This window comes from Kaistella treverensis, from assembly GCF_900114045.1.
Taxonomy (GTDB): Bacteria; Bacteroidota; Bacteroidia; order Flavobacteriales; family Weeksellaceae; genus Kaistella; species Kaistella treverensis.
This window is the reverse complement of sequence record NZ_FORQ01000001.1, coordinates 1141144-1155661: the sequence shown is the minus strand read 5'-3', so window position 1 is coordinate 1155661 and position 14518 is coordinate 1141144. Positions and strand designations below refer to the sequence as shown.

General features: G+C 37.0%; 8 protein-coding genes. All 8 read right to left on the bottom strand.

Features of this window, described 5'->3' with window-relative positions; all coding sequences use genetic code 11:
• Positions 1–208: IS3 family transposase (locus tag BMZ55_RS05435; RefSeq protein WP_177179780.1), on the bottom strand; the 208-nt coding region annotated here is incomplete at its 3' end.
• A gap of 89 nt (positions 209–297) precedes the next feature.
• Entirely contained in the window at positions 298–552 is a 255-nt protein-coding gene (locus BMZ55_RS05430; protein ID WP_089819315.1) for a transposase, read from the bottom strand.
• A gap of 480 nt (positions 553–1032) precedes the next feature.
• Positions 1033–1629, bottom strand: a complete 597-nt coding sequence (locus tag BMZ55_RS05420; RefSeq protein ID WP_089819311.1) for a hypothetical protein — start codon at positions 1627–1629, stop codon at positions 1033–1035.
• 328 nt (positions 1630–1957) lie between these two features.
• On the bottom strand, positions 1958–4351 hold the full coding sequence (brxL, locus tag BMZ55_RS05415; protein WP_089819309.1) for a BREX system Lon protease-like protein BrxL: 2394 nt from the start codon (positions 4349–4351) through the stop codon (positions 1958–1960).
• 26 nt (positions 4352–4377) lie between these two features.
• A complete protein-coding gene (gene pglZ, locus BMZ55_RS05410; RefSeq protein ID WP_089819307.1) occupies positions 4378–6864 on the bottom strand; it encodes a BREX-1 system phosphatase PglZ type A in 2487 nt (828 codons plus the stop codon).
• On the bottom strand, positions 6861–10415 hold the full coding sequence (pglX, locus tag BMZ55_RS05405) for a BREX-1 system adenine-specific DNA-methyltransferase PglX (protein WP_089819305.1): 3555 nt from the start codon (positions 10413–10415) through the stop codon (positions 6861–6863). The genes pglZ and pglX overlap by 4 nt, the downstream gene beginning before the upstream one ends.
• Positions 10412–13936 (bottom strand): BREX system P-loop protein BrxC, encoded by a 3525-nt coding sequence (gene brxC / locus BMZ55_RS05400; RefSeq protein WP_089819303.1) that lies wholly within the window; start codon positions 13934–13936, stop codon positions 10412–10414. Before brxC ends, pglX begins: the two co-directional genes overlap by 4 nt.
• Positions 13926–14516: a DUF1788 domain-containing protein gene (locus BMZ55_RS05395; RefSeq protein ID WP_089819301.1), complete on the bottom strand. Its 591-nt coding sequence runs from the start codon at positions 14514–14516 to the stop codon at positions 13926–13928. Before BMZ55_RS05395 ends, brxC begins: the two co-directional genes overlap by 11 nt.
• Between the last annotated feature and the right edge of the window lie 2 nt (positions 14517–14518).

Below are 14518 nucleotides of genomic sequence, written 5' to 3'. Positions count from 1 at the left end.
CACTCAAGCCCATAACCCTGTAAAGTCTTTCCACACGCTTTTTGTTGATGGCATAGCCCATGTCCTTTTGGAGCCAGTTCGTCATTCTGGGAACGCCTTTCCAGGGACGGTTCAGGAACTCCTCATCGATCAGACGCATCAGATTTAGGTTCAGATTGCTTTGCGGAACTTTCCTGTAATAATGGGAGCTGCGCGAAATCTGCAACACTTCGCACTGCTTCTTGACGCTAAGTGCATTGGCCTTGTCAATATGAGCTTTACGGGCTCTGCGGGACTGTTTCATGACAAGGCTTTTTTTTAAAAATCGATCTCCATTTTCTGCTGACCGATCACTTTATAAAGCTTGTCCACATCCTCTTTTTTCTCTTCCGCAGGAGTTTCCTTGCCGAAAACATCGGCACCTTTCTGCAGGAATTCCTTCTTCCAGCTAGAAATCTGGTTGGGGTGCAGTTCGTGCTTGCGGGCAAGTTCCTGCACGGTGTAACGCTCGCTTAAAGCTTCCACCACTACTTTAAATTTGAATCCTGAATTGAATTTTCTTCGCTGTGACATATCGTAAATTTAATTGTTTTTTTTAACTAAACTTACTGTCCGATTTTCGGGGGTAACTATAAACGTCATCTGCAAGCATCAGTCTTTTATAGTTGTACTTTTTTATGTTTATGTACGTTCTATGTACGATTCCCTTATACTGCCTATGATTTCTATTATCAGGAAAGCTATATCACTCCACATTTTACCCCGAATAATATTCAAAATAAATTTGATTACTATCTAAGAAATTTGTGAATAGATCGAACGCAGTCTTCTGATCTTTTAACATCAACATTAGATGGGATTCCAAACTGTCATACGAAGTATTAAGGGCTTCACACAATGCTGATACATTTTTCACAGTTGCACATCTTTCATATTCGAAATTGGGACCTAGATCTTGTAAATCCATTCTAACTTCCGAATGACTAATCATAAGCCAAATGCACCTTCCGAAGTTATCCTTATAAATTTCCAAATGAGTGGTTTTAATAATTTTTATATAGACTTTATTGCTACCAACTTAATTAACTCTTCCTTAGAAATGCCTAAAACTACACTCCAGGAAATGTAATTAAGTTCAAATCTTTCATCTTCTTTTAGCAACCTAAAGAGTGAAATTATATCATTTCGATAGTCTTTGGCTACAAAGTGAGGGTATAGTTTGTACAAGTAAGGTTTATCCAGTCTCAGTTTCATGAGTGACTCCCAAAATGTATATGATATTTCCGATTTTCTACAAGTTGGAGGGATATCTTCTTCTTCGAAACCCATATCATTTACTTCAAAATAATAAAAAGGAGTACGAGACTCTTTATTCTCTGAAAAAATTGAGATAGAACCACCCTCACCACCGACCTCAAAAACCTTAAGTCGATCTTCGATCTTCGATTTTTCAAATTGTATAAGAGCTTCTTCATCTACGATATTTCCTTGTCCATATGCTATTTTTTCAAAGCATTTAGGACAGTCATATTCTACAATAGCTGAGTCCATGAAAACTTCACCCAGGCCAAGCTCGGAACCTAAACCCTTCCATCCACAGTTTTCGCATGTAAAATCCTTGTCTTTGTAATTGTATAAATCTATTTGCATGTGAAACGTTTACTTTTAACCGCCTTAAAACTCAACTACTAATATAGTTAATAACAGTTAAATAACATCGACTGTTAGACATAGTAAGTAAGAGATTATAACATTTAGTAGATCGTATAATTCATTCTCATATTTGATTACAATTCTCACTTTTTAGAACAGGATGGGTAAAGCTTATAATCATTACAGTTAGGTAATAAATTGAATAAAACATCCTGTGCAATAAGCTATGTTGACATGGTTTGAGGTATGCAACCGCATATAATGATGCTATAATATGACAATTTTAAATGGTAACAGTTAACAACGATCTTGATAGTGGTGCAAATTAACAGTTGGTCTTTTCAAGTATCTCTCCCAAAACTATTGTAAAATTGCAGTTATCGGAAGTTAACATCTCAGCATTTCCATCGTCCACCTCAATAACCACCTCTTTTACTTCAACAATCATCTGAGGTGCAGCCTTGGTGTATCCCAGTTGGAATTTAACGGTTTCGTACTGTCTGCATCCTACAAATGCTCCATCTTTTATAATACCCAACCGACTTATGTTGTGATCCGTGAAAGCACGGTACTCTTCCGTCTTTTTTCCTTCAAGGATTTCATTAAACCATTCTTTCGCCAAAACCAAATACAGTTGCTTATTATCTTTCCCTTTGGAAGTTTTGGCTTTCATCTTTTTAGAAGTATCTTCTAAGTTTGGGGTACTATCTTTTTTTTTTACAAAAGTAACCTCGCATGCTTTGCAAAGTCTTTTTTCCTGCACATACTCATTAATATCAAACCAACCACCTGTCTTCTGCCAAATATCCAATCCCCGACCTAACACGATTTTCCATCCGTTATTTAAGTCGATGGAACGGTCATGAATGAAGTTATCGAATTCATAGGTAAATAAGATTCCAACGGATTCCAAGGACATCGTCATCTGCTCAAAAGCATCTTTCGAATCCTGAACAAAATCTTCATTATTTGTAGTGGTGAGATGAACCTTTACTTCTTCATCCTGGGTTTTTTTCTCAGCGATAAGTTTGAGTAGTTCCATAAGGTTTCTCAACTGATAAGGTAATCTTACGTATGGATCGGTGATCTTAATCTCCGTAGCACCAGCTAAATAATTCCCAAACAAATTGCTGTAGGAAATTCCTGTTTGATTATCCCTCAGTATTTTCTGTCCTTCGGTCAGCTCGATTTGCGGTTGTACCGTAAAACCTGTATTATCTGTAGATTCATTATTCTGAAATAAACTTGCAGATGGTTCAGGTGTTAAATGTTCCAACACTTCTAACGTATCCACCGTCACTACTGTACCTGATTCTTTAACTATATAACTGAAATCCACTTCCTCGAAAGTTTCATCCATGCTTTGAAGCTGAAGTTTTACCCGTTTCCTACACTCAATTGCAAATTCTAACAGTTCCCGAATTTCCTCTTCGGTATAAACCCCATCTGGGTAAATTACTTTTAATAATCCTCCAAGGGTTTTTGTAATACCGTCTTTATCCCGAGTTGTTATACTATTAGAAAGTTGGAAGTATTTTGAATATTCATTGTTACGGTCCTCTTTCCTGAGTTCCTTTAAAATTTCCGCCAAATAATCTACTATAAAACCATAATCGGAAGAAAACATCTCATTTCGGAGTTTCTGAATTTCCCACCCAGGTAAGTATGCATGAATTCTGTCTAAGAATGCGGTATCATAATAATCCTTGGGAAGTGCATCAAATAGGTTGGAATGTTTCAACATGTATGGAACACTATGATCAGTATTTCCAACAAAAACCATGGATGCAGATGCACCGTATACATTGGTTCCTCTTGAAAAAGATTTATTAGCCATGTAGTTCTTCATGATATCGACCAAACCACGATTGGTATTTTTCGATTTCCCTGCAAATTCATCATAAGCGACCACATCCCAATAACCTACCAATCCGATCTCTCCAGAACTGTTGTTCACAAATAGTTTGGCTGCGGTCACTTCTCCCCCAGAAATTAAAATTCCATGAGGGGAAAGTTCTGAAAAGATATGAGACTTCCCAGTACCTTTCGGTCCAAGTTCAATCAGATTATAATTGTTTTCAACAAAAGGAACAAGACGGGTTAACTGAAGCAGTTTAGATCTAAAGGTAAACTCCTCGGGATTCAGTCCCATCGTTTGTAGTAAAACATCAATCCACTCCTCCTTGGTGAAATGGGATCTACCTTCTTTGTATTCTTCGAGATTAATATTAGAAATTTGGATGGGTTTCAGTGATTCAATTACCCAAGGGGTAGAACCTTTCTCATCGGTAGAAACATATCCCAATGTAAGAATACACCAAACCCCATGGGTCAATAATTTTTGATATTGTGTCACCAACTCCCCCGAAATGGGAATTTTGTTAAGTCCTAAGTTAGCGAATGATGCTTCGTACTGATCCTTATTGTCATTTAATTTAACAGAAACCTTATCGATAATACGGTGTGACCCTTTTTCTTTTACAGTAGATTTCACGATCTGTGCTTCATCTCGGTGAACAAAATGTTTTGAGATTACTGACTTTACTGTTTCTACACCTTCTATAATCGTTTGATCATCATCAGTTGCACAGTATTGTCCCAGAAGATATTCCAAGACATACATGGGAACAATCGCATTACCCTTTACCAATTTGGTAAGGTCTTTACGAACTACTTTCCCTCCGAAATATTGATTTAATTTAATATCTAATTCCTTCATATCATCTGTGTATTAATCGTAGTTATTTAGTCGTCAAAATCGTTTGTAAAGGAAATGTTCAGAGTGTAATAGAACTCTTTATACAGTTTCCATTTAGTTGAACCGTCTACAGGTTCTTCAATGATGAGTTTTACGCGTTGGTTCTTGTATTTTCCACTTGCTTTTGAACTGAGTTGGAATCTGTGTTTTACTTCTCTTTGTCTTTCACTACCTTCTCCAATATCGAATTTAAATTTAAACTGATCACTCAGATCTTCTCCGTCCTCGGCCCGTATAACTGCTCGGATTGTTAGTGGTAAAACCTGATTACTTACCAAATCGGTCTGAATGAATGATACGGCCAACAGGTTGGTAGTGATCTTATCTGTTGATTTAATAATATCGATATCAACCTGAGTGGTGGTATCCTGTCTTCTTTTAGAAATCTTAATAACAGGTATTACAATCTCCTGTAAGGTAGAACCTCCGTGAACAAATCTTGATCCTGCACCTTTAACTCTTAATCTGTTTATCGATTTTGGAATCAGTACGTCAACTCCTTCCTGTAAACCAATGTTTTCTCCATTAAACTTCTTCGTAACCTCGTCATTGGACAGATTCTTACCAATAATAAACCTTCTGTTTTCCTTCCATATTTCTCCTGAATGCTTAGAGGTGCTGAAATCACTTTCATCAAGTTCATGATGTTGGTATATGAAGCCATGATCAGAAGTTATGAACATGTTATAGCCGTTCATATTGTTAATTTTTTTCAACATGTCCATCAAGAATACCATTTCTTCTTCAACGGCTTCAAAAACTTTGGTCTCTGAAACTTTATCATCTCCCGTTTTATCAATTCGGTTATGGTAAATATAAATGAGGTCATACTGTTTTACAAATTCCCTTCCTTCTTTTGCGGAATTCATTCTCATGAAATCTTCTGCTTTTATTGCAGTTGCACGGGACCCAGCATTAGTTTCGAGAACTTTTGTTCGGCTTTGCACTCCCTGTGTAGACATTCCGTCAGCAAAAACCGCATCGGTATCTTCCTGTATCGTCAATTTACGGTGGGGTAGCAGTGATGCCATTCCTAAATTTGTGTATGACGGTAAACTGGAAACCATGGGGGTTATCGTCGCTTCATAACGGTTTTCGGTTTGAAGTCTTCTTGTAAATTCTTCTGCACATTCGTATCGGAATGCATCTGAAATAATAACAAAAAGTCTTTGCTGTTTTTGAAAAGAAGATTTCAGGTGCGTATTATAAAACTGGGACTGAATATGAGGTGACTCCCATTTGGTCATTTTATCGATAACCGATTGCCAATTATTACCGTAAACCATCAACCAATCGTTAGAATACACTTTCTCGATCTTTGCAGAAAGTTCTGAAAGTACTTTATTTTGGTTGGTTTTTCTGTAACTCCAAACGAACTTTCGGTACGTTTGATCTACTTCATACAAACGCTTTGCATAATCTGCAACTCCCTCCGCAAAACTATCGTATTTGGAGTTTCCGTATTTGCGAATTAATGAGATCAGTTGTGCTGCATATAAGGTAGACTGATAGAAGTTTTCATATTCACGATACCAAAACTTATTTTCTCTTTCCTTCACAATCTGTCCTACTTTCTCAACTGAAATTTCTTCGATTGAAATTAAATGTACCAACTCATGAATGATCTTTAGGTCTATGAGTTTAAAGGAATCATCGCTCAGAATGTCTTCGATCTTTGCACTATTTAGTTTGGCTTCTACATCGGTATCCGCTGCAATTTGGTCAGAGATTTTCCCAAAATATTCGCGGAACTGGAAAGTGTCTTTCCAAAGCGATAATAAGAGTCGGGATTCTTTTGATAATTTGCTGTTCTGACCTAAAGTGAAATTGTTTGCAAACACCTCTAACAAAAAATCATAAATGGACGGTGTGCTGTTGAAATATTTATACTTCCTTTCTATTTCTTTCCAAAAGAACTCCTTTAGGTTGAACCTATCCAAATCTTTTTCGTATCGGTCACTCTGATCAATAAATGATGATGCAAAAGTATGGACAAACGTTGGGAGACTGATGTTCTCGGTGCCAAACAAAATAGCCAACATCTTATATTGGATGTTAAAGAAATCATCGTCTCTATCGATGTATTCCTTCAATTTTTGGCGCCTGTCTTTTGCTTTGAAGAATTCAAGATGATTGCCAACCAATTCTTTCAGGTGGTAACCCAATCCCATTTCCTGTAAGAACATCGCTTCCTGATCGGTTTGGAAAAGATAATGTGCAAGTTCCAAATCCAATAACCAATTCTCTTCATTTACAGGTCTTTTTGTATTGAAATACAGTAGGAACTTTTCTGTGGGGAACTGTTTAACCACGATATGCTTAACCTCGAATTCATTTCCCTGTACATGGATTTTCCTCACCTGTTCCAATGAAAGTTCATCGTACTGATCCATGAGTTCGTTGTTCTCATCGTACCAGAAGATGATGCGGTGTTTCCCGAAAAGTTTAATCAGTGCTTCTTCTATCTTGTTCATCGTATTTCCTCAGTATTTATCCAATCGAATTCACGTACTTTCTTCTTGGTTTTGACATCGTTAAGTCCTGCAACTTCTTTTATTGCTTTACCAAACTTATTATAGTTCACTAAAACTCCCTCATCCAAATCTAAAGGAATTCGGTCTATTGCAAGTGGACGTAAAATCTCCCTCTCATAATCCACCAGTTCCATAATGATGAGTTTATAACGGTCTTTTTCTTTCTGTGCTTTGGTCTGTTCTGCGGATGATCCTGATACAATCACATGATCCAAATGCTCAATTCTTGTATTGAGTTTTTCACGGTACTGAATTAGGTAACCGTTCAGGATTTTGTTTAAGGTATCAGGAGTGTATCGGTGCATGTAGATCAATACATTGAAAGACCCTTTTGGTGAAGAGAACATCCAATAAATCGGTCTTTTCTTATAACGTTTGATGTGATCGTTATAGAAATTCTTCACGAAATATTTACGGATATCGGTTTCCAAACATTCTTCTACAAATGAAAGGTTTTTATCAAAGTTCTCCTTCCCGAAACTTGCTTTTAGGAATGAGTAGAAACGGTTTACGATGTCATCTTCAAACCATTCGTCATCAAGAACAGGGATAATATTGTCCTCATCGGGAAGGTATGTGAGTTGTTCTTTGGAAAGTTCTACTTTTCTTAAATAATCTGCCAAAGTCTCTCCTTGATTGGCGAGGATTAACCCTTCTTTATCCAAAGAATACCTGCCAAACATACAACCTACGGCATAACTGAGGAATTGTGCAAAGACTTCTGTTTTATTGAAGACCAACTGATCGTTTACAATGGATGTTTCTTCTTTTAAAATGGTAACATCCTGCAACGGAACATCGGGTGTTAGTTCATCCTGTAAACCGTAGATTTCTATAAACTGACGGTTAAGTTCTTCTTCATTTTTGTGCAGTTGGAAGAATTTGTTTTTCCAATACTGTTGGTAAAGGTCGAAGGTCTCTTCCATATCTTGAGATTTTAAGCGGATGAGCTCGTTTTGTTGGAAATCCCAAGAGGTTTCACGGGAATCCCAATCTGTTTTAGAAGTCGAAATATTTTTAACACTATGATAATCAATAATCTCTTTATCTTTTAAATCGCTAAATAAGAGTGGAAAAGCCCGTAAAACTCCAGGTGAAAAATTTAAAGTTGGATTTAGTACTTTTAAGATATATGTTGAAATTTTTGAATTTAATAGTGCAATGGTATAATATTCATCTTCAACCTTGGGATAACAAGTAGGACCCGCATCTCCGATAATTGATCCTTCATTTAAAAGTCTTACCGAAAAGTCTGAGGATGATACTAAAGACCACGTAAGTGCAGAACGAAAGAAATAAGGAATATTCTTAACAGTACGCGTAAAGGATTTGTATAAGTATTTCGCATATTCTTTTACTTCAAAACCATCACGCTCCCAATTTATAATATACTCATTGTTTCCGTACCACTTCCTAAATCCACCTCCTTTATTATATGGAAACCACGATTCAGTTTTGCTTTTGGCATCTTGCACATTTTTTGAATTAAAATTAATATTGGAAAAATTGACCTCGTTCCAATATCGTAAAAACCTTCCATTATCATTTGTTGACATACCCAATCGTGGATCTGCATACTCGCCAAAATCATTTGCATTTTCAAAAACGCTAAGTGTTTTTTCACTCAACCAATACCCAATCGGACTTCCAGGAATTTTTTCAAAATCTTTTTGGTCAGCGGTGTACAACCAACTACAATCATGATTTTTTACCGCTTCAATTGTATTTTCTCTTTTCAATTCTGTGGACCCGAAATCCACCAATCTTAGATAAACCCCTTTTGCATCAACTAAATGATTCCAAAAAGTAAAGGACGCATTTTGTACGACTTCACCTCCAATTTCGGGGAAAGTTCTTGGTCCTAAATGAAGATTGGTATCAAAGAACGTTGTTGCTATTAGTTTTTTCCTCATGTTTTCATAACTGCTCAGGAACATCCAAGAATGTTGGTTAATCATTCCTAAAAATCCTTTCGGTAACAACATCCTCAAACCCGCTTCCATGAAACAAGCCATTAAATCGGCTTTAGAATCAGGATAATTGGTTTTCACAAAATCACTCAATACCTTATTCATATTTCCACCACCCATGTATGGTGGGTTATCTACGATACAATGGTATTTTCTGCTCAGCGGTAGAAGTTGGTTCACGGCAAGTTTCAAACGTTCCAACAGTTCTGCTTGAAATACATCTGCCTTCGGATAAACTGTTTCTATTTGTTTCAGCGCACCAAGTAGAAATTGGGTTGAAGATTTCGGAATGATTAAGGAACCGTAATTGGTGGCTTGTGCCAAGATCTTTAAATCATACTGAAATTCAGAAGATTTGTCGAGATAGGTGAAGGTTAATACACTTGTAAGTTCTTCTAAGGTAAACGATACATCCTGATATCTTAAAATATTGGGTTCTACCTGTTTTTTAAAGAATCTGCGGTGGTAACTCCTTGCTTTCATCATGAGTGCTATTCCCGCTAATTGGGAAGCACGTTCATCAATTTCGAAACCGTGCAGGTTTTTGGTGATGATCAGTTCAGGAATTTCGGTTGGGTTGTAACCTTCTTCTTCGTAAATCTTATAAAGTAAATCGAAACCGTACACCAAAATATGTCCGCTACCACACGCTTGATCTAACAAGGTTAAATCTTCAATGGAATTGAGTTTCAGATAGTCTTCAGATTTGGATGAAGGAGACTCGATATAATATTCCATGTGTTCACGGATCTTGGAATCAGGTCGGTTCTGTAACCATAGTTTTCCCACCGTATTCTGCACCATGTATTCCACAATCCAACGTGGCGTAAACAACTGTGTTGCCGCAGGAATATCTTCTTTTTTTACTGCTTTCTTGGATGCGAATACTTCATCTTTCTTCTCAGAAATATAGAACTGATAGAGCCACCCAATGATTTCTACTTCTTTACAGTCTATAGCAGTCATCCCATCCCGTACATCCTGAATAATAGATAACTCTGACGTTAAATCATCGGGAAGCAGTAATTCGGTGTAATCGTTAATCCTTTCAAAAAGGAAAGGAAATACAGCACTTAAATGGTTACAGGAAGCAATGAGAAGATCTCTGTATACTTCTCCCTGAGCATCTCTGCTGGGGATATTCCCATCTAAAATATCAAAGATCCTCTGGCGGTTTAGGTTTAAATCATCGGAAACATGACCCCTTTTTGCATCATCTAAAATCTCAGGTAAAGTGAAACCATCTTTGGGAGTAAGAACTTTAACTCCTGTGGGTTGGTAACCGTTTACATCCATAAACCTCAAAGCCATAAACCTGTTGAACCATGTATAGGAAACACGGTCTATAACTTCCTCCTTGGTCGATTTGGTAAGGATTTCCTTTAACTTATTTACCTGTTCGCTTTTCTCCCGAAGTTCTGGGGAATCGGTATTTAAGACAAACTCAAGTTTGGAACCGATCTGTTCCATGAGTTTTTTTCGGGTCTGCTGAGCGAATCTTTTTAACTGATTGGTGTTCATTTGATTAATGAAATTCTTTTATTCTCTTTAATTTTCTCTAAGAATGATTTGCGGATGGATTCCACATATTCATTTACATCCTGTTCCGTCTTCAGTTCATTTTTGGTAAAACCTGTTTTAATCGCAGAACTTTGGATGTAATGTGGGGTAACCATTGCAGGTTGTGGATCTTCACCAACGACGGGTGATATCACGGGTGCAGGGGTGGTGAGTCGAATCATTTCATTCAGCTGTCTGTTGTATACCTGATTTACCACCGTAGCAGTAGCGTTTCTCATATTTCCAATGTAACGTTGGGATCTGAGTTTAGTGATCTCCTCTTCAAACGGGGACAGGATTTTAACTTGTTCGGCTTCGGAAAGTAAGGTGAATTCTTCTTTTCCTTTTACATCTTCAATAATCTTCTGAACTTTATCTATGGATTTATTTCTCTCCTCATCGATTTGGTGCAATAATTTTTGAGTAAGATGTTCGTGAACTACCTTAGCATCACGCATGGTATTTCCTTTATACGGTTGTTTTTCATCCATCAAAGATTTGAGCTGGGAGAATTCATCACCTTCCACAAAATCCAAATTGGACAAATCACCTTTAAGAAAGTTCCGTACTTTCTCGTAAATTTTCAGTTGGTCTCCATTGATAAACCTTTTTATGGGTCCCAAAACATTTTCTTTGGTATCTAACAGTTCATCTTCAAAATCATTTAAATTAAGCAGAAAATAACTGTAATCTTTGTTTTTCAGTTTGTGTAATTTCTCCCTGAAATCTGAAAGTACTTCCACAAACGGAAGTTCTGTCTTACGTACTACCAATTCAGAAACCTCGGAATACATTTCGTTCAGTTTCATTTTGAACTCATTGGCAACCTCTTTGGGTTCGCTTTTAGAAGGGGCTTCATCAAATGCTTCCGAATAACACTGTTTCAGGTTCACTACCAACTTAGGATCGATAACCGCTTGTGGTTCCAACATCACGTTGGGATGTGTCGCAGAATTTAAAAGAGACTGTACCACTTCTGCATCCTCAAGAATATTGGAATCTTTTATGAGTTCCACCTTACCTCGTTGGTAAAGTTGTGCGGTTAAAGTCCATACCGCATTAGGGTACCATCCGTAAGGTTTTTTTGAGAAATAAAACCGAAGATCACTCAATGAAGTTCGGTCGGACTGACCTTTTCTTCTGTTGATGAAATTCAGGATCTCAGATTCTCCTTCTGCCATCGTGGTATCATCTGACTGAAAGAGACTGTCTTTTGTTCCAAAAACCACGGCTTTAAAAGTGTCCTCAGAAAATTGGACATTCCCCAGCATTCTTAGGTTTTTGTAAACCGTTTTTACCAAATTCTGAAATGCGTTCAGGACAAGGGTTTTCCCATCCGAAACATTTCCTTTCTGAATTTTTTCACCATTCAGATACACATCTGAATCCGCAAGTAATTTATTTCCCTGTAAACCTAAATTTTTTCTTCTCTCCACATTCTGCATGGCTTTATCATGAAGAATCCGCTTTATTTCTGACTTATTGGAAGTGGATTGGTTTTGTTTGTTGTATTTGTCGGTTTTCAGATACATCCTCAGATCCTTCATGAAAGTCGCGTTCGATGGTAATACGACTTTCATTCCCGTACTTCCCATGGTCTGTCCCTGAATGTGGGGTATATTGGAATAATCTGAATAGTTTTCAGTAATAATTTCGATGGCCAATTCTTTTTCCTTTCCTAATAAAATTCCGTCGATCTTACTTGTGAATTCGTAATCCTGTTTTGTATCGAAATATTTCAGTTTGCTGTCTCTGATGATCTCATCAAAGAAGATTTCCTTTAACAATTGGGTCACCTGTTGCTCATCGACCACAATGTCTTTAATCTCCTGTTCAATATCTTTTTCCTCGTCGGTTAGAAACTCATAGACTTCCCCGTTTCTTTGGATGTAACTCTGATTTTCTAAAAGATTTAATGCTTCATCAATATTCTTCTCATGCTGTTTCAAATCGATATCAATCTGATTGATCATCAGTACAGAGATATTTCTTTTGGTAGTTTTAAAATTCGCGTAGTATTTTACTAAAAATAAAGTCTTAAGTACTTTAATGGCAAATTCATTATCAAGATTCTTTTCAGCAAGTTGAATGGTATTCTGAATCTGTCCTTTGAGTTCATTCCTTAACCCATCAAACATCAGGTCGAAACTTACCAAAGTGTTTTGGTTTTCTTCTTCGATATTCTGTATTACCTGTTGAAAAACTCCCAGCATACTTCTTTCCCCCACCGATGCATGTCTTCCCTGAAAAGCATTATGAGTTGCAAGTGCAATCCTGCACTGTTGGAATAAATCGAACTGATAGGGAATAAACGGTAGTTTATTGGCAAAATCATTTTCTCCTTTGAACCCTTTAAACTGAACTCCTGAATCTGAAAAACTCAGCAAGGTATCGAGATGAGCATTTTCTTTTTTAAATGTTTCAACCAAGTGCTTTTGCGCATCAGGGGTCTTTTTCAGTAATCTCTTTTCAATTACTTCATCCACGTTTGCAGAAGTTAAAGGGACCTTGATTCCGAATCTTGCTTGGATCCGTGAAAAGTCATTCTGTTGACTTCTGTTCATATCACCAACAATTTTCTCCATATCCTCCTGCGAGGTAACCAAGATCCATGAATGTCCGTGAGTAACAGTTGCTAATGACTCAGCAATAGTTTGCAGGTTCAACATCAGCTTGGTATTTTCAGAAATAAACTGACCTACTTCATCTACAAAGAAATTTAGTCTGAAACCTGAGGGTTTGGTTTTTATGTAATCGTGTACTTTGTGAGCAAAATCTTCAATGGACTGTTTCTGTTTGCTTTCCAATACATCTAATATATCATTATAGTCGGACGGATCAGTGCCGAAAATCCCACCTAATACTTCCGCGGTAGTCTTGGTTACGCGAGGGTCAAAATAATCAATTCTCGCTGTGTCCCAGTCTGTTCCAAGAATGTCATTGAATTTAGATTTAAACTCGGTGTACTTATTCTGTTTGTCTAACCACATTTCAAACTCAGCAACATGGGGTTGGAAACCATAATAACCAACATGGTCATAGAAAACCTTGTAAAATACTTTTAAAATCGCTGATGGATCGTCCTTCGTCGTAATTTGTGCTTGTTGGTCAATATTAAAAAGAACGGATTCAGATGGAATTCTTGTGGATGCAAGGATGTCACCTTTCAACATACTGTCATCTTCAATTTTCTCGGCAAACAACTCCCCACTTTTATAGCCATCGAATTCCTTGTTCTCCAAGACGTAAGAAAGTATTTTCAGGAGGTGTGATTTACCACTACCAAAGAATCCTGAAATCCAAACTCCATTTGAACCTCGGTAACTTGTATAGTTACTGAACATATCACCAATTTTCTTTGCGATCTCCTTGGTGACAACGTATTCCATTACTTCGGTTGAAACATTATCTCTATCGTCTGCTTTAATTACCGTCTCAATAGGACGGTTGATATTCTTCTCAAAAAAATTTTTAATGATCATGGTTTGTGCTTATTACGTCTATGTTAAATGCGCGGTAGTAATTATCGTCTTTCATCATACCGAAAAGATTCAGTGAGTTTCCATTGTACTCCCCAGGAAAGAAGATAACGGTGGGTGAGTCTTTAGCGATATTCTGTAAATTATTCAAAATGTTATGGGATCTGATGTAAGGAAATACCAACCCAATACCTGTGAGGAAATAGACATTTGATGGATTTTGGTCAATGATATCTTTGATCTTTGGGGTAAGAATTAGATGGATGTTGAGCGTTGATTGTAAAGCGTTTTGAAACTTCTCTTTAGTTTTTGATTTTTCTATTTCAAACATTCTTTCCATACCTCCCTTGGACTCTAAAATATCGCAGACAATATCATAGAGGTTAATTTCCAATACAGAAACCCCTGTATTCCCCAGCTTATTTTTCAAAAGTTTAATAGAACTATTTACCTCATTTTCCTCAATTGGATTGTATGCGCTGATAAAAAAAGGAATTTCACCACCCAATGCTTCCTTTTTTAGAAATTTAGATGATGAAATGAGATGGTATAAATGTGTAAATTTTTTCGTTATGTCTTCCATTC